Source organism: Vibrio quintilis (assembly GCF_024529975.1).
Lineage (GTDB): Bacteria > Pseudomonadota > Gammaproteobacteria > Enterobacterales > Vibrionaceae > Vibrio > Vibrio quintilis.
In genome coordinates this window covers 2,402,187-2,426,020 of sequence record NZ_AP024897.1, presented here as the reverse complement: position 1 = coordinate 2,426,020, position 23,834 = coordinate 2,402,187, and the positions used below count along the sequence as shown (strand labels likewise).

Genomic DNA, 23,834 nt, shown 5'->3' with positions numbered 1-23,834 from the left:
AGAGCAACAGAATCAATGAGGAAAATATATGTTTAGCAAATGGTTTAAAAAGTCGTCCGGGGAAGATCGCCCTTCATTTCAGGCTGATCACGTGATCACTGACCCGGATTCAACCACCCGCGATCAGGCGTTGAAGTTTATTGCGCAGCAGATGCACCAGGCCGGATATGTGGGTTCCGCAGACGCATTTTTCTCTGCGCTGGCAGAACGGGAAACAAAAGATACCACCGGCTTTAAAGATCAGATCGCAACCCCACACGCCAAGAGCAGGCAGGTGAAACATGCCGGGATCTGGGTGGTTCATTTTGCCAATGAAATTCCGTGGGAAACGATGGATGAACGTCCGGTAAAAACCGCTGTGGCATTTGCCATCCCGCTCAAAGGCGGAGAGGAAGCGATGGCACCGCTGATTGCGATTTCCCGCGCCAATATGAAACAGGCATTTCGTGATGTGCTCAATCATGGTGACAAAGAAACCATTACTGCGGCGATCGAAGATGTGACCGGAGGCCGGGCATGAGTGAAAAAACAGTGCATGTCATTCCCCATACCCACTGGGATTTTGAATGGTATTTCACTCATCCTGAATCTTCGGTACAGCTGGTCTATCACATGGATGATCTGTTTCAGGCGCTCGAATCAGGGCAGCTGAATCAATACATTCTTGACGGGCAGATGAGTATTGTTGAGGACTATCTCGAACTGGTGCCGGAAAACCGGGCCCGGCTGGAGCGACTGGTGCAGAACGGTCATCTGAAAACCGGTCCCTGGTATACACAGTGTGATCAGCTGATCGTCAGCGGTGAGTCGATTGTCCGAAACCTGTTACTGGGGATTCAGGCGGCGAAATCGCTGGGGAAATGCTGGATGATGGGATATGCGCCTGATGCCTTTGGTCAGAGTATCGATATGCCGAAAATCTATGCCGGATTCGGCATTCAGCACAGTGTGTTCTGGCGGGGATTATCCCGCGATGCCTGCCCGTGGCGCGAATTCAACTGGCGCAGTGAAGATGGCAGTGAAATCAGCTGTTATCAGATTCGCAATGGTTACTATCTGGCAGAGCCGCAAATTGCCGGGATGGATCCGGATGAAATTGTGGCGATGGTATCCCCGGACAGCCGCAGCAGTCACGTGCCGTTTCCTTTTGGCGCCGATCAGATCAAAGTCGATGCGGATCTGAAGTCTCACATTGAACATTATAATCAGCACACCCATGCCGGACATCACTTCATTGAAAGCAGCTATGAAGCTTTGTTTGAGGGCATTCAGGCGCAGGTGCGCGAGCCGTTTGTGGTGGAAGGTGAGATGATTGATGCCCAGTTCTCCAAAATTCACCGTTCCATCTATTCGACCCGTTATGATCATAAGCAGCTCAATGATCAGGCAGAGATCCGGCTGACGCATGTGCTTGAGCCACTGATGGTGCTGGCCGATCATCTGGGAATTGATTATAAACCGTCGCTGGTCAACAGTATCTGGAAGCAACTGTTGCGTTGTCACGCACATGACAGTGCCGGTGGCTGTAACAGTGACCGGACCAACCAACAGATTCTGCAACGCCTGGTACAAGCTGACCAGATGTCTGCGGCAGGCGTGGATTTTCTGGTGCGTAAACTCTCAGAGTCGGTTGGCAGTGAACCGGAGGCAGAGCAGTTGGTGTTCTTTAACACCCTGCCTTATGCCCGCAGTGAGCGGATGACCGCCGGTATTGATACGGCGTTGCCGTATTTCACATTGCGTGATGAAAGCGGGAAATGTGTTGACTACAGTATTTTGAGTTCGGAGCGTTGTTACCGGGGGTCGATCCGTCGCAGTGAAAGTGAACATGATCCGGCCCTTTATTATTATCAGCATCAGATTGAGCTGAAGGTGGCCCTTCCGGCGCTGGGTTTGCGTTGTCTACAGCTCACAGAGGAGAAGCAACCGGTACAGGATGTTGCCTTGCTTGATCATGCTCAGCAGCAAATCAGCAACAGCCGGTGCACGATTACCTGTGCTGATGGCTGCCTGACACTGGATGATCATCAGAGCGGCACACACTGGCCGGATTTCCTTTCTGTCCGGGATATGGGTGATGATGGCGATAATTACGATTATTCTCCTCCGGTGCAGGACTGGATGCTCCGGCTGGATTTCAGCCAGGCGGACGTTCAAGTCCGGTGTACACCACTCAGCCAGCGCATGATTATTGAAGGTATCTGGCAACTGCCGGCAGATCTGGCTGAACGACAGCAACACAAAACGTCCGCAGCACTGACGTACCGGTTTGAACTGACGCTGGCAGATGATCAGCCGCTGGATATCAGGCTGGATATCGATAACCAGGCGTGTGATCACCGGATGCAACTGGTGTTTACCACCGATGTGATTACCACCGGCAGTATCGCGGATACCCCATTCGGCACCGTCAGCCGCCCTCATCAGCATCCGAGAATCGATGACTGGCGGGAGAAAGGCTGGAAGGAAGAACCATCCTGTATTTATCCGCTGCTGCATCATGTTTCCCTGAGCAATGCGGAAAAAACGCTGACATTACTGAGTTGCGGCATCAAAGAATATGAGGTGATTCAGCCACAGCGTCACGCAGGAAATGAAGGATCCGGAGAAAGCGGTGAACTGGCACTGACACTGTTCCGCTCGGTCGGCTGGCTGGGTAAGCCTGACCTGCAACGCCGCCCCGGCATCGCTTCCGGCCAGCAGTTCAAATACATTCCTTCGCCGGACAGCCAACTGCTGCAGCCTCTGTCGTTCCGCGCCGGACTGATATTGAATGAGCAGTTCAATCCGGCGGACATCATGCGGCAGTGGCAACGGTTCGCGGTGCCTGCGCTGAGTTATCAACAGCAGGAGCTGAACCGCTTTACCAATACGATGAAATATTTCGGAGTGAATCCGCTGGATAATCTGTTGCCGGCATCGCTGGGTCTGCTTGATATTGATGCACCGGCGCTGGTTTGCAGTGCGGTGAAACGGGCAGAACCGGATGCCGGCGGCGATGGTGTTGTGATCCGGCTGTTTAACCCGTCTTCTCATCCGATCGGGCATGGGGGGGAAATTCATTTGCCGCCAGCAGTGACGCAGGTGTTTGAAGTCAGCCTCAGCGAGGCCGTGATCGGGGAGTCAGCGATTGAGGCCGGTCGTGTTCAACTGGGCAGATTTGCACCGAAGCAGGTGAAAACCTTCAAATTTTTGCCGGTCAGTTGAGATTCACTGAATCAGACAGGTTATGATATGCCCAAGAAACCTGCATCTTCAGGTTGCTTGGGTATAGTCATTGCTCTCTTCACTGGCGGAGGGAGCGAACAAACAACAGTTCTGTCGGTGGCAAAAAGCTCGGAAAAGGTTCAGAAGAAGAGAATGAATAACGACTTGCAAATGATGATTGCTTACGCGCGGGTCAAGTTTACCCGCAAAGAGCACCAGATCGCGGATTATCTGCTGGCAAATCCGGTGCCGGATAAGATCGAGCAACTGGCAAAACAGATTGATGTGTCCGCTTCTTCACTGACCCGGTTTACCAAAAAGCTGGGATTCTCCTCTTTCAAGGAATTTTACTACCGTTATCAGCAGCAACTGAATGAAAAAACACCGGTGACAGCGGACGATCAGCATAGCGCGCTGCACCATGAATACGTCAATATTCTTCACCAGGTGTATGAATTGCTGGATGGAGAAACGGCAGAAAAACTGAGTCAGGAGATTCACTCCCGTCCGGGATTTCATGTCTATGGTGCCGGATTCAGTACACTGGCCGCGCAGGATCTGAAGCTGCGGTTCCGGCGTCTGGGTAAATTTGTTGATATTATCGCTGACGTCGATTCGATGGATATGTACGGCCCGTTATTGCAGTCCGGCGATCTGCTGCTGGTGATTTCACTCAACGGGCGGAACGAGCGGCTGGTAAAATATCTGCATACGCTGAAAGAACGGGGAGTGATACTGGTTTGTATGACGTCCAATAAAAAATCGCGTATGGCGGTACTGGCAGATTATGTTTTGCTGACATCATCACTTCAGGGAGAAGAGTCAACGGGTATGATTTCAGCGCAGTTGCCTTTACTGATGGCAATTGACTTTCTTTATTGTCACTACATCACCCGGTATCGCGATTCGATCGAGACCTGGATGGAAACTGAGAAGAATTATCTGCTCCCGAAATAACCAGAATAAGCAGGGGATTTATGTTAATAGGATTTGATATCGGCGGAACGAAAATCGAAGTATGTGTTCTTGACCACGATGGCCGTACGCAGTTTAAACAGAGAACACCAACACCAAAGAGTTATGATCAATTTGTTGAAACCGTCGTTGGTTTAATCACACAGGCTGAAGCGCAGGTTGGCGAATCATGTCAGGTTGGTATCGGGCTTCCCGGCGCGGTCAGTCCGGCGACCGGGCTGATTAAAAATGCCAATTGTACGTTTTTAAACGGACATGATTTACAGGCAGACTTAGCCGGCGCGAGCGGAAAAATTATTCATATTGCCAACGATGCCAACTGTTTTGCGTTGTCTGAAGCGGTCGATGGTGCAGGAAAGGACGGGGCAGTCGTGTTTGGTGCGATTTTAGGCACGGGCTGTGGCGGCGGTCTGATTCTGAATAAGCAGGTCTGGGGCGGGCGGAATGCGATTGGCGGCGAGTGGGGCCATAATCCGCTGCCCGGATACTCAGCCGCGAAAGATGGTCCGGTGCGGCCTTGTTATTGCGGCCGGGATAACTGTGTCGAGCAGTTCATCTCCGGCACCGGTCTGGAGAAGAGTTACACCATTAAAACTGACCAGAAACTTGCAGCGCCGGAGGTCATTGCACTGATGCGGGAGGGTGATGCATTGGCGACTGAGTGTTATCAGCAGATGATTGATCAGATGGGCAGAAGTTTTGCGGCGTTGATGAATATCCTCGATCCGGATGTGATTGTACTGGGTGGCGGGTTATCGAATGTCGATGAGTTATACCGCGATTTGCCTCAGGCGACCCTGCCGTATCTGTTTACGGATGTTGCGGATTTATGTTTTAAGAAGGCGGAATTCGGGGACAGCAGCGGGATCCGCGGAGCGGCGTGGCTGGGGCGCTGACAGCTCCTTTGCGGTGGTTTGGCGCTCGCGCCCCAGATACTTTTCAATGGATGAAAAGTATCCAAAAATCCTGTTTTATCCGGCTGTTGTGGTTGAATCCGGAACGGCTTTTACGCACATCTTGTGCTGAAAAGCCTTAAAAACCCATCCTGGGTTTTTATCCGGAGCATATTGGATAGCTTAAGCTTTGGCTGGTGGATGATTTTATATTTTAGTTTCCCCCTTATCGCTTTCTGATGCGTTCTTCAAATCAGAGGGCGTTGAAATTCATGGATGAATTTCAAGGTTCGCAGAGCAGGATGCGAATCGAACCGTACCCCGGTTCACAGGTGATTCACTCAATCAGCATCAGAATCAAAGCGATTCCGGGGGCTGTTTTTTACCGTTAGTCTTTTTGGCAGAGCAAAAAGAGTAACTGGGGCGTGTACACCAAATGCTGCTTGAACCCATAAAACGCACCAGCGCACCAAATAATCCACAAAAGTCAGATACTTCTGATATCAGGTAAAATCAGAAGAAAAGCAGCCGCCAGGCTACCCCCGGCGAATCAGCCCCAGTAAACACGCCAGCGCTTCATCCAGATCTTCGTATCGCATGGCTTTGCCGAGCACCCGCATGCCTTGGATGTGATTTAACAGCAGCTTTGCCAGATTGTCTGTATCTGTGTCCGGGGAAATTTGCGCTTTACGCTTGGCGTTTTCGAGCGCTTTGGTGAAGATTTCCAGCAGATAGTCAAAAATATAATGCCCCTTACGCAAGACCTGCGGGTCTTCTCCGGCGTGTTCAATCAGCGCATTCTGAACAAAGCAGCCGCACTTTTTTTCCCGCTGACGCCGGGCAAAGCTTTCCAGAAATTCTGTCAATGTGTCTAAATCAGCTTCATCACCGGCAAGCAGGTTTGTCGCAGGAATCGAAACATGATTCATGTAAGCTTCAAGGGCCTCATAATACAGCTGCTGCTTGTCACCATAAGTGTTGTAAAGACTGAATCGATTGATGTTCAGGGTTTCAACCAGATCTGAAATAGCAGTGTTGGCATATCCTTTTTTCCAGAATAATTCCATTGCCGCTAATAATTTTTCCTGCCTGTCAAAATTTGCTTTTCTTGCCATGTCTGTGAGTTCTTCTGCCTGTTGGTTGCAGCCTGATTTACCGGAGGGGTTTGGCCGGGTTTTCGATCAAAATTGCAAATAGTTTACCAGATTATTCTTGACTGATCGTTCAGATATTGGGTTAAATATGAATTCAGAACGATCAGTTAGAAATCATCAAAAGGAAAAAAGAATGAAAATTTATGAAATGAGTGTGTTGCCGAACTGCCAGCGTGTCAGTCTTTTTCTCAAAGAAATTGGTGTTGAGGTGGCGCGGGTTGAAATCAATGTACGACAGGGAGACAACCTGAACTCAGACTATCAGCGCAAGAGTGTCAACGGTAAAGTGCCGATGCTTGAACTGGACGACGGCACCACCATCAGTGAAAGCCTTGCCATTTGTAGTTATTTTGATGAAAGCGTGAAGAATGATAAAGCGTTGTTTGGTACCGGAGCCAAAGAAAAAGCACAGGTTGAGATGTGGCAGCGGATCGTGGAATTTCAGGGGCTGCAAATGGTGTCGTTTGCATTTCGTCATATCAAAGCTATCTATCAGGATCGGGAAAACTGTGTGGCGGCATGGGGAGAAGAAGCCAAACAACGGGCGGTCAGTTTCTTAAGTCAGTTAAACGACCGGCTGGCGGAAAGTGAGTATATAGCCGGTGACCGGTTTACTGTTGCAGATATTACCGCTTTTGTGTTTTTCGGCATGGCTCATAATGCCATGGAAATTCCGGTTGAACATCATCCTTATCTGTTGCGCTGGCAACAAATGATTGCAGCCCGGCCTGCATTCCAGAAGTAATTTTGTCATCGTTGTCGTGCTTTGTTACTGCTGTCGTACTTTGTTACCACTGCCTACAATATGCCAGCAATGATGGCTGGCATATCACGGTGGGATAGATATCCTGTCTGCGGAACTTCAGTCCTGAAACCGGGTTATTGTAACGGTTGAGGAGGCAGCGCTTTATCCGCCATTGCCTGTGTATATTGCCAGGCTTGTGGTTTATCAAAAGTGGGGGTCTGAATTAAAAAGGTCAGAGACAGAGCCGGGAAAGTTCGCTCAAATACCCGGGTGTAATAGTTTGAATCTTTGATGGCCCAACGGTAGGTTTTCGCTTCATCACTTTTATTAATCACTGCCAGTGTGACATTTTTTGAAGCTGAGTCTTCACCGGCATAAACAGAGATGCCTTGCGCATCGACATTATTTTCAACCTGTAACACCTGATCGCCGAAATGTTGAGAAAACAGCTGTAAAACGTAATAAACGGGTTTGGGTGACAAATCATCGACATTTAAAAATGAGATATCCCATTCTTCACTGAGACTCCAGAAGGAGAGGTTCCATAGTTTTTCTTCCAAAGAGACACCTAAAATATCCGCTGCCCACAATGCCGCAAGAAATGTCCCCGGACTGCCGGCTAAATGAACGTTGTCTGGATCGCCATCCCAGGTCACATTCGTTTCGGTAATGGCCAGGGGGATATCCTGTAGCCCATGCTCATCAAGATAATCCCTCATTTTGCGCAGGGTATACCGATAGGCGTCTTCATCATTGAGTACATTGAATTTGGTGGTCAACAAGGGATGAAATGGGTAGCGGTGCATGGTAAATACGTCGAATTTACCTTTGCAGTTTTCAACAAATGGTTTCAGCCACGGGTTGACCGTATTGTTATAGGCAAAGTCTGGTCCGAGAATAACGGTATCCGGATCATAAGCTTTGACGGCATCACTGATTTTGGCGAATAAATTGCAGGTATCTTCAGGAGTATAGCTGCTGTCTTTATATCCACCGGCGACATAATAGTCGGGCTCATTACCAATAGAGAAGTATTTAACGTGGAAGTTCTTTTCGCCATTCATGTATTTGACGATTTCCATCGCGCTTTTGACTGAGGCTTCATTGCCATTCCAGTCTTTGAGCGTTGGTAACTGGAAGAGAGGTTCGGCACCAATCGCATCAGCATAAGCGATCGATTCATCAATTTTGGTTTTTGTGAATGGTTCCGGTTCACTGTTATCGTTGTTGATACCGCCCATTCTCAGTGTGTCCAGATTCAGTTCGGCAACTATCGGCTCAGTGTTATAAATATGCCCTCCCCACTGATCGACCCAGCTCCAGTAGCCCTGCCCGTAAAAATGCGTACTGACAGGTTGTGGGTTGTCCCGCAGAATCGTAAATGCCGGATCTTCAGACGTTGTTTGGGTTTGTGCAGCAACGCAGCAACTGAATGTACAGAGGGCGAGTGATTTTATCATAAATTTATTCATCGATATTTTCCCTAATTATATAAACTCAGTTTCATTATTATCAGAAATGAAAACAGACCAAAGTGATATACGACGGAAATTTATAAAATCTTCAGCGGTATGGTCGCTGAATTTGGTCATCAGACCCGGTTATGAATGTGTTGGAGACGGATATGTAACTCAGAAATCGTATTGCTGCATCATCTGGCGGATGTGTTCAATGCGTTCCTGCGGGTGCGGATGTGTTAAAAGAAAAGAAGGCAGGTTGTTATCTTTGCTCAGGATTTGCTGAAAAAATTCATCGGCCCCGCTCAGCGTGCCATGTACCTGATAGAGTGTTTTCAGCGCCAGATCATCGGCTGCCATTTCCTGTTCCCGGCTATAACTGAGCAGTAACAGCTGGCTGCCTGAACCGGTCAGAGCGGAGACCTGAGTGTTGCCCGTGATCATCGACATCAGCAGATGAATGCCGAGTGTACCCGCCATTGTACGGATGGGATCGCGGTGAACGATATGCGCCGCTTCATGCGCCAGTACCATATCCAGTCCTGTTTCTGACCGGAGATCACTGAGCAGTGCGGTGGTGATAAAAATCTGAGGCCCAAGTGTGGCGAAAGCATTGGGTTCATCACTTTCAACGATATTGAGGGTGACTTTCACATCCGGATCAAAATCCACCTCCGGACGGATGTACATCGCGGCGAGTAAGTGGTCCAGGCGCTTTTGCAGTTTCTGGCGGGATGCCTGATAATCTGCTGCGGTTGATATCTCCGGTGCAATCCGCGCTTCCCAGCTCACGGGGATCCACTGTGCACTGCGGGTCAGCACGGCCCAGATCAGAACGCCGGCCAGCAGAAGCAGGGCACATAACCCCAGCCCGAGAAAAATCAGCTCCCGCAGCGGATGTGCTGCGGGATTATTAATGCCTTCCGGAATGCGCGGATTTTGCCGTGGGAATGTCATTTAATTAACGCTGTGCCGTACGCAATCACTTCAATGCTGCCGATGTGATTGCCACGGCCTTTCGAGATCGATGAAGTTTCCATTTTCAAATTATAGACGGCAAATGCATTTTGAGTTCTGGCCTGTTGTTGTACCCGGATGATCGCTTCACGGCGGGCCCGGTCCAGCAGGCTTTCATAACTGTTTAACCGGCCGCCGAAGATCATGCGCAGCCCGGCGAGAATCCGCTTAAAGTAGTCAACGGAAATCACCACACTGCCACAGACGAGCATGGTTTCTTTCACGCCCTCATCAGGAATCTGACGCCCCGGTGTGACCACCAGATCGCGAAATTCGTCTTCACGCTGCAAAATGCGTTGATAATGGCGTTTTTCCAGATAGCGTCCGGCAAAATAGCCAAGATTAATCAGGACGATAAATGTAATCAGGGATAAGAGTGCGTCCATGGCGTTTACTCCACAACCACAGCCGTTCCGTAAATAAAGATTTCGGAAGCACCCTGAGCGACAGAAGAAGTAGAAAAGCGCACGTTAATGATAGCGTTCGCACCAATGGATTCAGCCTGTGCTTTCATCCGCTGCATCGCTTCCTCGCGCGATTCTTCCAGCAGCTCCGTATATCCTTTAAGCTCGCCGCCCGTAATGTTTTTCAGGCCGGCCATCATATCACGGCCAATATTTTTGGCCCGGACTGTACTGCCCTGAACAAGACCCAGGTGTTGGGTAATTGTTTTTCCGGGAACCACTTCCAGATTGCTGATCAACATATGTTTGCCTCTTTAGGTAAAATATAAAATTAATTGATATGCTGCATTAGTTCGTGCTGTTTCGCAATCAGAAAAAACCTTGTCTGACAAAACAGTTGTGGCCGGTTACCGGTTGTACTTCGTTTACTCAGGGTTTGCCGGACGACTGACAATATTCTGCCGGATAACTTAAGCTGAGCTTATACCCAAACAACCTGAAGATGCAGGTTGCTTGGGTATATAACTTATTTTGAAAAATTATAGATACTTTCGGTAATCAGCCTGATCATCTTTGTCTGTGGGTAAGCCGGTATCCTTTCTGAGATGGACTGAAAAGCATTCCGGCAGGGTTGACGGCTTTGCTGATTTTGAGCGTGTACTCCATAAAAATTGTCTCTTTTTCAGCGAAAATTGCAGGGTAATATCCCAGTGAAGTGCCATTTTTATCATCATTTTTATTCCATCTTCGTGACTTTATGCCGCAAGTATGCGTATTATCAGCAGCAAAGACGAACGATGAATGGTTATATAAAAAATAAGTACAGCTTATGGACCAGCGACTAAGATGGCTGTCCGGACTCAGATATTTTGAAGTGTCCGCACGGTTGGGCAGTTACACGAAAGCAGCACGGGAATTATGTGTCAGTCAGGCGGCTGTCAGTCAGAAAATCCGCCAGCTGGAAGAAGCACTGGGCTGTAAACTATTTATCCGTCATAAACGGGAGATGCTGCTGACACATAAAGGTGAGGTGTTATTCGGTGAGGTCCGCAATGGCTTCGGGCAGATTATCTCCGGGCTGAATGCCATTCAGGCTGAGCCGCTGGACGGTCCGCTGGAGGTTTATACCACACCGTCGTTTGCCTCCCGCTGGCTGATGCCAAAGTTGTGGAAATTTACCATGCGTTATCCGAAAACCCAGGTCCGGGTTTATTCCGGTTGTGATATTCCGGATGAAGATTATAACCGCGTCGATGTTGCCATCTGGCAGAACCTGATCCCGAAGCTGAATGGTCAGCGTTTACAGAAAGAATTATTGTTTGAAGAAGGGCTGATCCCGCTGTGTTCGCCGGAACTGGCAGAGTCAATCCGGTTCTCCTCACCGGAGCAACTGCTGAAATGCTGGCTGATTGAAGGGATTGATGCGCAGAATACTTCGTGGAAAAACTGGTTTCAGATCGCAGGTGTGACGTTGCCGGAAGATAATCTGATGTGGATGGAAGTCGCAACTTTTGATATGGCGTTAAATGCGGTTGCGGCCGGGCATGGTGCCTGCCTTGCGCCACTCAGTTTTGCGGAAGATTTTATTGCACGGGGCGTGTTGGTCAGGCCATTTGATATCACACTGTCGCCGGGGCTGAGTTTTGATATCTGGCATGATCCGGAATCACCCCGTTTAGCCCGGATTCAGCGATTTAAGGACTGGCTGAGAGAAGAAACTGAGGCCTGACGACTTTACCGGCTTAGACTAAAATAAGATCATGAAAGTGAATCAGTCAGACAGCGTCCGGAAACAGACAGACCGGGTGTACCGGAGGCGGCATTTCTTCCGGATGACGATGATTAAGAGAATGAGGGGGCCGTGAGTCAGAGATGAAATATAGTCAGTACTTGAGGAAAGACATTCTGCCAGGCATGCCGGTATTCCTGTTACTGGTGTTCCCGTTACTGGTATTGTCGCTGCCCGGATACGCCGCTGTCGATCTGGTGAAAGTCGATAAGTCAGAACGCATGATGTATCTGATAAAGGGCAATCAGGTGGTGAAGCAGTTTCGTATTGCACTGGGTGCGAATCCGAAAGGTCATAAACGGCAGCGGGGAGATGAAAAAACGCCGGAAGGCACCTACACGCTGGACTACAAAAAAGAAGATTCCTCTTTTTACCGGGCGATGCATATCAGCTATCCGAATGCACAGGACATTGCGAATGCCAGAAGAGCCGGGGTGTCTCCCGGCGGGCTCATCATGGTGCACGGACAGAAAAACGGGTTTGGCCGTCTGGGCCATGTGGCCCAGCGCTTTAACTGGACCGATGGATGCATCGCTTTGACCAACCGGGAAATGGATGAGTTTATGGCGTTGGTCAAAGTCGGCACAACCATCCGGATTGAATGGTAACTCAGGGCATATTTGTGCTTTGCCTGTACCGGATTAAATGACGAACATCACCCGGATAGCCAGCAGAATCAGCACAATGCCGGACAGGCGATCCACAATGACGGCTTTGGCGCGGATCCGTTCCACTACATGCGCACTCGAAAGCATCAGGGTAATCAGGCTGTACCATAACCCATCCACAGCCGCAGGCGTGGCGACAATGATCATCTGACTCACCGTGCTGTGACCCAGCGCGACAAACTGACTGAACAGGGCAATAAAAAACAGGGCTATTTTCGGGTTCAGTAATGAAATCAGCGCGCCTTCCCGGGCCGATTGCAGCACTGAAGTCTGCTGTCCTGACTCCAGTTTTTCAGCCAGTCCGTTTTTCGAACGCAGGGCTGTCAGTCCCAGATAAGCCAGATAAACAGCACCCGCATAACTAATGCCTTTGAACAGCACCGGATGTTGCTGAAGAATCAAAGCCAGGCCGGACAGTGTGATAAAAGCATACACAGCAATGCCGGAAGCGTGCGCCCAGGCCGCAGCTAATCCATTGGCGCGGCTGCCTGCCAGAGCATGTTTAGCGACGATGGCAAGGCTCGGTCCGGGAGACATAGCGCCCAAAAGACAGATGGTGAAAAACGGCAGCCAGTGGGTAAAAGTCATCCGGGACTCCTTAATCGCAATATGAATCAACAGCAGAAGTGACGTTCTGGCTGAAAGTACAGTGCCGGCAGACTTCTGTCAGGCTCTGACAGATGGTATGGCCCAGTGTCAGCAACTGAGCATCCGGTTGAATGAGATCCGGTACCTGAATGACTTTCATTCCGGCCGCGACCGCAGCCCGCACCCCATTGGCGGAATCTTCCAGCGCCAGACAATCTGCCGGAGAAATACCGAGCGCGGCGGCGGCTTTCAGATAGATTTCCGGATCGGGCTTGCTGCGTGTGACCTGATCGCCTCCGATAACAACCGGGAAATAATCAGCCAGCCCGGCATGGCGGAGTTTCAGTAATGCCCGTTCCCGCTGGGTCGATGTTGCGACAGCGACCGGGATCTGATGCTGTTTGAGGTATTCCAGCAGTTCGGCAACGCCGGGTTTCAGTGGTATTGCCTCCCGGTTGATTAATGCCTGATATGCGGTTTCACGCGCCTGACTGAATGCAGGATAGTCGACCGTGTCTCCCATGGCCTGCTGTAAAATTTCATGGGTCCGGGCAAGGTTGGTTCCGATACAGGTCAGATAGACATCCGTAAAATCATCCAGGCCAAATTTCCGGCAGGTGGTCTGAAAGTTTTCCAGCGCCAGCCGCTCGCTATCAAGCAGCAGGCCATCCATATCGAAGATCACAGCGTGGACTGACATTGATAATTCCTCATTCAGATCATTTCATTGAAATAAAAAAGCGCTCAAACATGAGGCACTTATGATAACGGGTGGCGTGCTGACTGGCGAGTGGTTTGTTTCGGTTGATTGGCTGGTTTCAGGTCATGTGCAGAGATTGAGCTGCCATTAGCGTTCGGCAATCACCATATTCTGAATATCCAGCGCAATCTCTTTCCAGTCCTGTATTTCTTCTCTGAAGTGAGCGGTTTGGGCCGGTGTCATCTGATGAATGATTTGCAGCAGATAAGTGTGGCTGGTCTGTTCATTGTGCTCAATCAGTGCACGGAAACGGGGTGGATAATAGCTCTCTGTGTTTTGTAATAAGTCATCAAGCCGGGTGTGAAATGCCACCGGTTTTCTTCTCAGGGTCATCAACAGTTGTGCTTCGGTTTCAACCCGGTTCTGCCATGACCGCCATTCATATAAATCCATGTTGTTATGATTTATCCAGACCCGGATGATTTGAATCTGAGCTGGTGTCAGGTCGCCCAGCCATGTTTCCAGACGCTCACGGACACGGGTTTCAGCATTTGTCTGTAATGTATCGGGTGTACCGCGCAGGTATTTTTCATTCAGCGTGTGATGACGCTGGTGTAAAGCGGTGATGAATTGTTGCACCTGCGTTTCGGTGAAGGTTTCTGACAGCCGGGTCATTGCCGGGCTGCCCTGTTTCATGAGTGTCCGGGTAAACACCAGTATCTGTTGCCGGAGCGCGGTGAATTGGGCGGGGGAGAGCGCTGTCGGATCGAGCGCAAGCAGCTGATCGAGAAAGCGGATATATTGTGTCATCGCATGATCAATCATCCATCGCTGTAATTTGTAGACTTCTTCGTCCAGCATGTCTTCCTGCACATCCGTCAGGGAAACATAGTCATCGACATAATCACGTACGACCCAGTCGACATGGCGGAACAAAAACTGACCGGAACATCCCGCTAACAGAAGGCACAGCAACACCGAAGTGACACAATACCACCAGTATTTTCCCTGCATAACCGTCTCCGTTTGATTCAAAGTTAAAATATCACAGGTGGTTTAACCCAACTATAACCAAGGATGCTGCGTATTCCTATTTTGTTTTTTTACCGGTTGCCAGCCAGTCGTGAATCCGTTACTTTCTGAGCACGAAGTCAGTCAGGGGAAGAATCACATGACAGCAATGACAATCCGCCGTTATCAGCCAGATGATGCGACCGTTTTATGGCAGCTGTTTTACCACACGGTACGCCATGTCAATATCCGGGATTACTCACAGGCTCAGACTGAAGCGTGGGCGCCGGATGGGTTCGATATCGCGATCTGGCAGCAAAAAATGGATAACAACCAACCGTTTGTGGCAGAAATAAACGGAACGATTGTCGGCTATACTGATTTGCAGCCCGATGGATTGGTTGATCACTTCTTCTGTCATCATCAATACCAGGGGCAGGGTGTGGGGAAAGCCCTGATGCAGCATGTGTTTGCTGCCGGAGCACAGGCCGATATGACCCGGCTTTACTCCGAAGTCAGCCTGACGGCCAGACCGTTTTATGAACATATGGGTTTTTCAGTCGTCCGCGAACAGGAATTTGAGATTCGGGGACAAACCATGACAAATTTTGTCATGGAAAAAATTTTGTGATGGTAAAACAACTTCAGGGCGCAATGCCACGGCAAACCACCTCAGCCAGTACCGGTAGCAGAAAAAACAGGTAGCCCCAGATATAAAAGGGTCTGGCGGTTGTCCGGGAGGGGTGTCTGATCAGCTTCAGTTCAAGCCAGAGAATGGTCAGTGAACAGATGCCGAGTACCAGCAGAAAAGCATCTCCCACCGCCTGCTGCCGGAACAGCAGAACCCCGGTACCTGCACAGGCCAGATACAGAACCAGCGAACCCACCGCCAGTATTCTCTGATTGAACCGGTTAAGGGGTTTGAGCTGATCGGGCGGAGTTTGCCTGGTATCGAGCAGAGAATGAGACAGGTCATGGGCAAAACTACCCAACCAGAAAAACAATGCCATCAGCATGTGTTCCGGCTGGATGCCACCGCTGATTAACACACCGGCATAGCAGGGGAAAATACCCAACATCGCATTCAGCAGTGCTGTATGAATCAGTATTGGCAACCGGGGTTTCAGGAAAAAAAATAAGCCGCAAATCAGCAGGACAGCAGATAAAAAAATCAGCATAGCGACAAGGTTTACAGCAATCAAAACACTGATGAGAATTAACAGACCTGAAGCCAGCCAGCGAAACCGCTGCAGGATTTTGACGCTGAATTGATCGCGGCACAGCAGGCGCTCCGGGTGTGCGATCCGATCAATGTCCACATCGCAGAGATCATCTGACAGGCGGATGAGAAACAGCATCAGAGCTGCAATCAGTATGGCGATCAGTGCGATGGCCGGGTGTGGCAGTTCTTTCATCACTGACGTCAGCAGCAGGGCTGCAATCAGCAGGGTCAATCCGGCGGGACTGCGCTCCCGGCTATACAGGCCAATGATTTTTAACTGTTTATTCAACAGATTGTTCTCCGTGTTATGCCGTTCTGTCTCCCCCTGTTACAGGGGGAGATGAGGAACAAATTCAGGCGGTCAGCCTTTCTGCCTCTGTGGCGACTTCTTTTGGTGTGTCATTCAGATGAATTTCACCGGTTTTTCCGTTCAGACTGATCGGGTTGCCGTCCTGAATATAACGGGTTGCGTTCTTGACGCCAACGACCGTCGGAATGCCCAGCTCACGTCCGATAATCGCGGTATGAGAAAGCAGGCTGCCCCGTTCAGAAATCAGGCCTGATGACATCGTCATTAAAAACACCCAGCCCGGATCTGTGGTTTCTGAGACCATGATTTTCCCTTTGATATCAGAACCCTGAGACGGATCGGTGATAATCCGGGCCGGCGCACTGACCAAATCACCGGCACAGCCAACGCCTTTCAGAATATCCGGATTGTCCTGCAAATTCAGCCGGATGTCAGGGATTGTATTCGCATAAACACTGCCGCGGGTGAAAATTTTGTTATCCTGCGTCTTACGCTCCCAGTTTTTTACCTCTTTTTTGCGCAGTTCCACCAGTGGTCTGAAATCAGAGGTGATGCCGCATCCCTGACGAAAATCATCCAGTTCCGACAGGGTCAGATAAAAAATATCTTCTGCCTGCGTCAGTATGTTTTCATTCACCAGACGATGACCGATATGATGCAGTAAGGTTCTGAAAAATGAGAAATGCAGCCCCCGATCGAGGCGGGTTGCTTCGCGGTTGGCGATTGCCTGACGCGTTTTTTTCAATAACCACTTCAGCCAGCGTTTTTTCCTGCTCTTTCTGAGCGCCGCTTCCAGTTGCAGTCCGGCATCTGATGCCGGTGCGGTGTCGGTGGCTTCCTGCGCCGCTGATTCCAGCAAAATATGCAGTAAATGGAATGGATTCTCATGGAAGGTGCTGGCTTCCATAATCAGTTCTTTGGGCGAGCGGTAGCCGTAGAGATCAATATGATTTTTCAGTGCAGCAGCAAAGGCGGTGTATCCTTCCTGAGTCAGGGCGTGAGACAGTGCCTGTGGCTGGTTCAGATGCGGGATTTGTTTCAGCCGCTGTAAACAGGCCCGCAATTGTTCGTCACGGCGAACCTGTGCAATCATCGTATTCAGGGAATCAACCGGCTTGGTGCTTTCAACAGACTGATTACCGAGTAACTGATTAATCAGGTTATCAGCATCGGCAATCCCGGCTTTGGCAAATTGCTCGCGGGTCAGCGCCATAAAAGACATCGCATAAAAATCGTTGAGCAGCGGAAAAGCCATCGATTCGGTAAACCGGATCACCAGGTCATGTAAGGCGGCGATGAGTTCATCAGAACCGGCATTGTCGGTATCAATGGCTTCATAATCCCGGCGGATATCGTCAGTAATCTTAAAATACTCCCTGATCATCCGTTGGTGGCGCAGAGCATAGTAACCAAGTTTTATTGGAAACATCACCGCTGACTTCAGTCGTTCTGAACGACGCATAGGCACATCATTCAAACTGTCTGTAAAAGAGCCATCGGTGCCGACCATCTGCTCAAAGAAATCAATAAACCTTTGTTTAAAATAAGGAATCGTCAGAAAAATCCGATACCAGTTACTGATGTTGTAGTAAGTGCGGCCATGAATATAGCCAACCAGATGCTGCAACACTTCTTCCCGGTCTTCTATCACGCTGGCTGGGATGCCGAACATCTGCATCGTGCCTTTCATGCAGTGATAATAATCATTACGGACGATTGAAAAAGTCATCGGCAGAATGATGCCCGGATAGCTTTCGGCAATATTACAGTTGTCAAATACCCGCTCGTAGCCAACCGGAATGGTGGTAATCGGGCGGGACTGTAAGATAAACAGCTGGCCGTTCCGGTCGAAAGACCATTCGATATCCTGATAGGTGGTATAGAGGGCTGCAATCCGCTCTGACGCCTGCAGGAGTGCCTCCCGCTGCTGTTCAGAAAGTACGGCTTGTTGCTGCAAACCGGGTTTGACCGCAGTTTCCTGTGTACCGCCTTTCGGATGGCTGCGCAACTGGCGCTGTTTCTCTTCGATATGCAGCTGCCATTCCCGGGTTGGTTTATCAAACAGATATAAATCGGTTTCAACCTTGTCGCCGACAATGCCTTCTCCCAGTCCGTAACCGGCTGCAATCGCCAGTTTTTCCAGTCCGTTCTGCGGATCTGCCTGAAACATAACGCCGGAACTGACTGCGTGGATCATCCGTTGAATGACCACCGCGACCGCATTGTCTTCATGGCGGATATCGGTGCGCTGGTGCACATAAGTCAGCACACCGGGTTCAAATGCACTGGCCCAGCAGGTTTTGATTTTATCCTGAATATCCGGAAAACTGACATTCAGCCAGGTGCCCAATTGACCGGCAAAAGAGTTACGGGCGCCATCTTCACTGATTGCAGAAGAGCGGACAGAAAACTGTTCTGTGAGGTCAAAGCGTTTCATATTTTCAGACAGCGCTTCACACAGCTCAGCCGGTAGCTCACAGGAAAGAATCAGTGCCTGAATCGCTTTGGATGTTGCGGTCAGCGAATCGAGCGAGTCAAACTGACATTGATCCAGATATTGCCTGATCTGCGGGCGGATGGCCGCCGTTGACTGGCGGTATGCTTCTGCGGAGACACAGATAAAGTCAGGAACCGTCAGACCGGCAGCCTGAAGGCGGAACAGATTGCCTGCTTTACCGCCAAGCTGTGTTTGCAGCTCAGCCGCATAATTTTGAGTATGAATAATAAAGTCTTGTTTTATCATAATTTGAATCTGTCAGAAGGTATTCAGGGCAGCGATTTGTGTGCCGTATTTCACCAGTGTTTCCGTATCACTGGCGGAGTTTGTCAGGATATCTGCATCGACTGCCGGGCCATCCGGGCCCCACAGCAGCACGACGGTTGAACCGCCGAAATGAAAACAGCCTTTTTCCTGACCACGGGAAAACCGCCCGCCGCTGAATGTTTGTTCGATAGTGCCTATGGTCATTGCGCCAATCTCAGCCATGACGATCACGCCGAACCGGGGAGATTCCAGTGTGGTGATCATACGTTTATTCAGGAAACTGCGGGCACCGCCACGCAACGCAATCGGATGGACCGATTCCAGCGGACCTGAAACTGTTTTCTGGCTGAGCAGCGTGCCATCGCACGGAAAGTGAAAGCGATGATAATCTTTGGGTGCCAGCCGGATCACCAGCGCAGTACCGCCATTGAGGTTTGCTGCGGTTTCCGGGGATTGCAGCAGTTCTTCAATGCTGACCTGTTGCCCCTTCAGTTGCATGATGGCACCGGGCATGATCGGGTAACTCAGAACCCGGCCATCCGCCGGTGAAAGCAGTGCCTGCGGATCCGGATTCAACGGCCGGGCCTGTGGCGTCAGCCGCCGGCAGAAAAACTCATCCAGAGAGCGATACTGCCCGATGGGTTTTTCCGCTTCATCAACCGCGACACCGAAAGTGTCAGCAAATCCGGTGATATGCCTGCGGCTGAGCCACAGGCGCTTTTTCACCGCATTAAGTTGACTGAACCAGGGTTTGCGGAACAGATGTCGACGCAGCAAGCCCCCCGGTTTGCTGTGATACAGAAACATCAGTGCCTGTTCACCATAAACCCGTTCTGTTTCTTGCAGGCCGGTTTCCCGGTTAATGTACTGTATCGCAGGAACCGCATCCTGCTGAAATGGTGTTTTGTGTTCTTCTGCGACTGGCATAGATCATCGTCTCTCATTAAAAAGGTTGTTTTCTCAGCCCCACGCTGTACAGGGTGAGGTTGACAACCAGATGGACCAGTGGCCCGAGCAATATAATCCAGAGGAAAACAATCACCGGCACATCAAGCATCAGGGCGTACACGATGGCACAGCCAATGGCTGAATCTGTTTGATCGATCAAGGTGAACCAGAAAGCATTTTTCGCTGCCTGCTGGCCCGGAGGAATCCTCAGCCGGCGTTTTACCCACGAGTTCGGCAGCTCCGGAATGACATAGCCAATGCCGAGCAGAATGCCCAGCAGCACCGGATCGGTTGACGTCAGATCAACCAGCATCACCGGCTGAAACCAGCTGTGAAGCAGGGTGATCAACACCGTACCGGGAATCGTCGCCAGCGGCATAATCAGAATGCCACGCCAGGTTTTGTTCTGACCGAAGGCTTGCTCATTGAGCGGAATTGCCCAGGCAGCAAACCAGTTTCTTTTGACCACCATCATGTGAAACGAACCGGAAATGATCAGCGGCAGCATTAAAATCAGTGCCGATAAAATAATCTCAGACCACATGGAAACCTCCGGTCAGGCCCTGCCAGAGCCAGAATACCGTTGCAGCAAGCGCCAGCACCGGCATCATCAGATACACAATGCCACCCGGCTTTTTCATTGTGAACGGTGTAATGAACAGAATGCCGGTCAGCAACATTAAACCATTGGCGTAGTGGGTGGCGGCGGTTTGCGACAGCGTCACCACCGGGAACAGACCGACACCAAATATCAGCGCTGCAAAGGTGACGGGCAGCCCAAGATAGGATTTGGTTGTACTGTTTTCCTTCACCACCGATTCCTGAAGTACGTTAAAATATGCCAGTCGCTGAGCCGCCGCACACACGTAGAACACTGCGATAATCAGGCTCCAGATATTGTGGTGCATGGTGGTGAGAATGATCGCGGGTGTGATGCCGAAGCTGATCACGTCGACAATCGAATCGATCTGAACCCCGAAGCGGGATTCAGTTTCGGTTCTTGTCGTGCGACGGGCAACCATACCGTCAAACAGGTCAAAAATGCCTGCCCAGATTAACGCAGTGAGTGCAAACTCATGGTTGCCGTTAATCGCCAGCGTACAGGCGAATACGGAAGCAATCAGACCCAGCATCGTCACGCAGGCGGGGGCGTTATAAATTCCGATAATATTCATAAAATAAGGTTCCTATACGGTGGCTTCTTTTGTGGCACTGGCTGTAACCGGTGCCTGATCAGCAGACAAACCATGCCCTGAAGAGTCAGCCAGATCTTCAGGATGCAGCTGTGCTTCCCGGACCGGCGGAATAACATGCCCGCGGCTGCCGTCAATCGTGATGATGTCGCCATCCTGAATGATGCGGGTTGCATGTTTGACCGCCAGCACTGCCGGAATGCCGTATTCCCGGCAAATCACAGCAGCGTGAGACAAAATTCCGCCGGTTTCCGTCACGACGCCTTTCAGCATCGAGAATTTCGGTGTCCAGCCGGGATCGGTACAGCGGGTGACCAGAATGTCATCCGGTTGCAGCCGGTCTGCATCATGAATATCTGAGATGACCCGTGCGACGCCGGTAATCATACCGGGGCTGCCGGAAACGCCGGTCACGGTCTGGCCGTCAGCGGGCTGAACTTCTGACTGTGGGGTACTCAGCTGACTGCCACCGAACATGCCGTAGCGTTCTCCGACTTCATCTGCGATCTGGTAGTGCGCAAAGCTCAGGTAATAAGCCCGGTTTTTACGTACCAGATGGCGGGCTTCATCAGGTGGAATATCACCGCGGACCACCGCCACCAAATCAGGCATATCAAGGAAGAATGCATCATCTTTCTGCGCCAGAATGCCGTTTTTTAACAGCCGCGCTTCCACTGCGAGCGTGATTTTCCGGACATAGAGATAATAGCGAATCGACAAATCACGCAACTCTTCCCGCCACCAGAGGAACTCCCGCACCTGTTCGAGCCTTTGACTCATTTTGCGCCGTTTCAGCAGTGGCGTGGCGTGCAGCAATTCTCTTTTCACGGTGTTCATTCTGATTTGTTGCTCGTTATTTCGAACGCGCGGATCTTTTTCACTGCCCTGACGCAGTACATCCTGTAACTGTTCAATTACCATCTCCGGCACTTCTGCATATCTTGGCACCAGCATATCCAGCTCCCGCTGGGAATGATGGCCGTATTCCCGCAGATAAACCCGTAATGAATTGAGATGATAATGGGTTTCTCCGTGCTGCAGATCGGTCGCAATCTGTTCACTGCTGCTGTTCAGCCAGTAATAGCTGCAATCCTGATCGGCATGGATGAGATCCCGCATTTTCCACAGTCTCTCCATCGGCGCCATGTGAGACACACCGGACAGACCACTGATCAGCAGCGGAAACTGACTCATGTCAAAGCGGGTTTTCTCAACCTCATCTTTAAACAGGCCGTTGAGGTTGGTGTTGTCATAGATCAGGTCGAAGTAGGTCGACTCATTGACAAAGAACTCTTTGCAGATAAAGGACTGATAAAACTGAAACAGTTCGTCATCCGGCAGGGTTGAAAAGTTCATCGCTGCCAGCTCCTGAAGCCGCCGGTGCTGACCCAGAGAAAATGACGGCGTGGTTTTTAACTTCCGTTTCACGTTGGCCCGGATGATGAGCAGCGCCCGGATACCGGTCAGTAAGGTTTTCAGATTGGTTTTGCTGACAATGCCATCACCCTGATAACGGGGAGAAATCCCCAGTCCCTGATCAAACACACGTTCGTTAAATCCCGGAATCTTGGCCAGACATTTTTTGACTTCACTCAGATTCCAGTACGGACGGCCGAAGAAGCTCTTTTGCCAGACACTGCCGCGGGCTGGTGAGAGTTTCAGACGTTCGAGGTAGGCACCCATTGTGCCGTCAAGGGCATACTTATACAGCGAAGCCATATAAGGCGTGCAGACGGTGGAAGAGACACCGCCGTCCCGGTAGTCGGCCGAGGTCCATTCTCCGTTGATCGAGGTATAGCCGAACTGGGTGATGGGGCGGCTTTGCAGTATATAAAACTGATTACCGGTACAGGCCCACTCAATATCAACCGGGAAGCCACTTTGCATCTGAATCTGCAGACCCAGGTCAGCGAGCTCACGGACTTCCGTCGTGGTTAAAACTGCATGACTGGCAATAGCGGCCGGAAGCGGCTCCATTCTTACAAAGGGCGCCTCGTTGATCCGGACACACTGATGTTCTTTTTCTGCAATGGTCCGGTCAGACTCCTGTTCCTGATACCAGTCATAGCGATACTGGTCCGGTGTGACGGCACCGGAAACCAGCGCTTCCCCCAGACCAAAGGTGGCTTCGATCAGCATTTCTGTATCTGCGCCATGCACCGGATCAACTGTAAACATCACACCACTTTTTTCTGCCGGGATTAATTGCTGAATCACCACGGCCATGCCCAGTGGCACGGCGGTATGTTGCCGGGTCATATAAGTTTGAACCCGTTCATTGAACAGAGAGCACCAGCAGGTTTTTACAGCCTGAAGAATATCTTCGGTTTTCTGGACGTTGAGCACGGATTCAAACAATCCGGCAAACGAGGTTTCGGCACCATCTTCAACCGTTCCGCTGCTTCGGACGGCAAATCTTTCTTCCGGATATCGTCCGGTAAAGGTAGTCAGGTCCGCCGCGATACCTTTCGGGATGCGACAGGCCATAATCAGGTCACGGATCCGGGCTTCGCTGGCAGGCAGTGGCTGGTCTGGGTGCATCAGCCACTGAACCAGTGAATCAAGCTGGTTATAGCGTAGTGTTTCGGTAAATGCGCAGGCGGTGATACAGCAAAAAGCCGGGACCGGCATCTTCATTTTGTTAGACAATTCCCACAGGGAAGCGCCTTTACCGCCAAGGATCCGGCGTAGCAGTCCGGCGTAGTTTTCGGTTTCTCCGGGGATTTCACTGGTTTGGCCGACGACCATCGTAAAATCAGTAATTGCATGAGACATAGCTGGTTTCCTCG

23 protein-coding genes are annotated in these 23,834 nt (G+C 50.5%); 8 read left to right on the top strand and 15 right to left on the bottom strand.

From position 1 onward, the window contains the following. Positions 1-28: 28 nt before the first annotated feature. The 4 genes from OC443_RS11210 to OC443_RS11195 all read left to right on the top strand — a co-directional run bounded on the left by OC443_RS11210 (position 29) and on the right by OC443_RS11195 (position 5,078). Entirely contained in the window at positions 29-520 is a 492-nt protein-coding gene (locus OC443_RS11210; RefSeq protein WP_073584531.1) for a PTS sugar transporter subunit IIA, read from the top strand. After that, entirely contained in the window at positions 517-3,207 is a 2,691-nt protein-coding gene (locus OC443_RS11205; RefSeq protein ID WP_073584533.1) for a glycoside hydrolase family 38 N-terminal domain-containing protein, read from the top strand. Before OC443_RS11210 ends, OC443_RS11205 begins: the two co-directional genes overlap by 4 nt. Positions 3,208-3,360: 153 nt before the next feature. Further along, positions 3,361-4,164 (top strand): MurR/RpiR family transcriptional regulator, encoded by an 804-nt coding sequence (locus OC443_RS11200; protein WP_073584535.1) that lies wholly within the window; start codon positions 3,361-3,363, stop codon positions 4,162-4,164. Between the two features lie 20 nt (positions 4,165-4,184). Further along, complete coding sequence (locus OC443_RS11195; protein ID WP_073584537.1) at positions 4,185-5,078, top strand: ROK family protein; 894 nt, start codon at positions 4,185-4,187, stop codon at positions 5,076-5,078. Positions 5,079-5,611: 533 nt separating this feature from the next. Here OC443_RS11195 and OC443_RS11190 read toward each other — a convergent pair. Continuing rightward, positions 5,612-6,190, bottom strand: a complete 579-nt coding sequence (locus OC443_RS11190) for a TetR/AcrR family transcriptional regulator (protein ID WP_073584539.1) — start codon at positions 6,188-6,190, stop codon at positions 5,612-5,614. Positions 6,191-6,362: 172 nt separating this feature from the next. On the opposite strand from OC443_RS11190, the gene OC443_RS11185 reads away from it, so the two are divergent. After that, positions 6,363-6,974 carry a glutathione S-transferase family protein gene (locus tag OC443_RS11185; protein WP_073584541.1) on the top strand — a complete coding sequence of 204 codons (612 nt, stop codon included), beginning with the start codon at positions 6,363-6,365 and terminating at the stop codon, positions 6,972-6,974. A gap of 134 nt (positions 6,975-7,108) precedes the next feature. Here the strand turns inward: OC443_RS11185 and OC443_RS11180 are convergent, their stop codons facing one another. The 5 genes from OC443_RS11180 to OC443_RS11160 form a co-directional block, all read right to left on the bottom strand. Then, positions 7,109-8,446 (bottom strand): glycosyl hydrolase, encoded by a 1,338-nt coding sequence (locus OC443_RS11180; RefSeq protein WP_073584543.1) that lies wholly within the window; start codon positions 8,444-8,446, stop codon positions 7,109-7,111. 159 nt (positions 8,447-8,605) lie between these two features. Beyond that, positions 8,606-9,388, bottom strand: coding sequence for a M48 family metallopeptidase (locus OC443_RS11175; protein ID WP_073584545.1), 783 nt, complete (start codon positions 9,386-9,388; stop codon positions 8,606-8,608). Then, entirely contained in the window at positions 9,385-9,834 is a 450-nt protein-coding gene (locus tag OC443_RS11170) for a YbjQ family protein (RefSeq protein ID WP_073584547.1), read from the bottom strand. Before OC443_RS11170 ends, OC443_RS11175 begins: the two co-directional genes overlap by 4 nt. Before the next feature lie 5 nt (positions 9,835-9,839). Further along, positions 9,840-10,154: a YbjQ family protein gene (locus OC443_RS11165; RefSeq protein ID WP_073584549.1), complete on the bottom strand. Its 315-nt coding sequence runs from the start codon at positions 10,152-10,154 to the stop codon at positions 9,840-9,842. A 237-nt stretch (positions 10,155-10,391) separates the two neighbouring features. Continuing rightward, entirely contained in the window at positions 10,392-10,586 is a 195-nt protein-coding gene (locus OC443_RS11160) for a hypothetical protein (RefSeq protein ID WP_073584551.1), read from the bottom strand. A 95-nt stretch (positions 10,587-10,681) separates the two neighbouring features. Between OC443_RS11160 and OC443_RS11155 the strand changes: the two genes are divergently transcribed. After that, positions 10,682-11,581 (top strand): LysR substrate-binding domain-containing protein, encoded by a 900-nt coding sequence (locus OC443_RS11155; RefSeq protein WP_073584553.1) that lies wholly within the window; start codon positions 10,682-10,684, stop codon positions 11,579-11,581. A gap of 143 nt (positions 11,582-11,724) precedes the next feature. Further along, positions 11,725-12,249 (top strand): L,D-transpeptidase family protein, encoded by a 525-nt coding sequence (locus OC443_RS11150; protein WP_234976421.1) that lies wholly within the window; start codon positions 11,725-11,727, stop codon positions 12,247-12,249. A 33-nt stretch (positions 12,250-12,282) separates the two neighbouring features. On the opposite strand, the gene OC443_RS11145 is transcribed toward OC443_RS11150, so the two are convergent. The 3 genes from OC443_RS11145 to OC443_RS11135 form a co-directional block, all read right to left on the bottom strand. Continuing rightward, on the bottom strand, positions 12,283-12,897 hold the full coding sequence (locus OC443_RS11145; protein WP_073584557.1) for a LysE family translocator: 615 nt from the start codon (positions 12,895-12,897) through the stop codon (positions 12,283-12,285). Between the two features lie 10 nt (positions 12,898-12,907). After that, positions 12,908-13,597, bottom strand: a complete 690-nt coding sequence (locus OC443_RS11140) for an HAD family hydrolase (protein ID WP_073584559.1) — start codon at positions 13,595-13,597, stop codon at positions 12,908-12,910. A gap of 147 nt (positions 13,598-13,744) precedes the next feature. Continuing rightward, positions 13,745-14,611: a DUF6279 family lipoprotein gene (locus tag OC443_RS11135; RefSeq protein WP_073584561.1), complete on the bottom strand. Its 867-nt coding sequence runs from the start codon at positions 14,609-14,611 to the stop codon at positions 13,745-13,747. 157 nt (positions 14,612-14,768) lie between these two features. Here OC443_RS11135 and OC443_RS11130 point away from each other — a divergent pair, with 157 nt between their 5' ends. Then, positions 14,769-15,239: a GNAT family N-acetyltransferase gene (locus tag OC443_RS11130; RefSeq protein ID WP_370738770.1), complete on the top strand. Its 471-nt coding sequence runs from the start codon at positions 14,769-14,771 to the stop codon at positions 15,237-15,239. Between the two features lie 13 nt (positions 15,240-15,252). On the opposite strand, the gene OC443_RS11125 is transcribed toward OC443_RS11130, so the two are convergent. The 6 genes from OC443_RS11125 to OC443_RS11100 all read right to left on the bottom strand — a co-directional run bounded on the left by OC443_RS11125 (position 15,253) and on the right by OC443_RS11100 (position 23,820). Beyond that, positions 15,253-16,119 (bottom strand): UbiA family prenyltransferase, encoded by an 867-nt coding sequence (locus tag OC443_RS11125; RefSeq protein ID WP_073584563.1) that lies wholly within the window; start codon positions 16,117-16,119, stop codon positions 15,253-15,255. A gap of 64 nt (positions 16,120-16,183) precedes the next feature. Continuing rightward, positions 16,184-18,883: a PEP/pyruvate-binding domain-containing protein gene (locus tag OC443_RS11120; protein WP_073584565.1), complete on the bottom strand. Its 2,700-nt coding sequence runs from the start codon at positions 18,881-18,883 to the stop codon at positions 16,184-16,186. A 12-nt stretch (positions 18,884-18,895) separates the two neighbouring features. Beyond that, positions 18,896-19,831, bottom strand: a complete 936-nt coding sequence (locus tag OC443_RS11115) for a phosphatidylserine decarboxylase (RefSeq protein WP_073584567.1) — start codon at positions 19,829-19,831, stop codon at positions 18,896-18,898. 16 nt (positions 19,832-19,847) lie between these two features. After that, positions 19,848-20,396 (bottom strand): CDP-archaeol synthase, encoded by a 549-nt coding sequence (locus tag OC443_RS11110; protein ID WP_083601684.1) that lies wholly within the window; start codon positions 20,394-20,396, stop codon positions 19,848-19,850. Continuing rightward, a complete protein-coding gene (locus OC443_RS11105; protein ID WP_073584569.1) occupies positions 20,386-21,027 on the bottom strand; it encodes a CDP-alcohol phosphatidyltransferase family protein in 642 nt (213 codons plus the stop codon). Before OC443_RS11105 ends, OC443_RS11110 begins: the two co-directional genes overlap by 11 nt. Before the next feature lie 12 nt (positions 21,028-21,039). After that, positions 21,040-23,820 (bottom strand): PEP/pyruvate-binding domain-containing protein, encoded by a 2,781-nt coding sequence (locus OC443_RS11100; protein WP_073584571.1) that lies wholly within the window; start codon positions 23,818-23,820, stop codon positions 21,040-21,042. Positions 23,821-23,834: the final 14 nt, after the last annotated feature.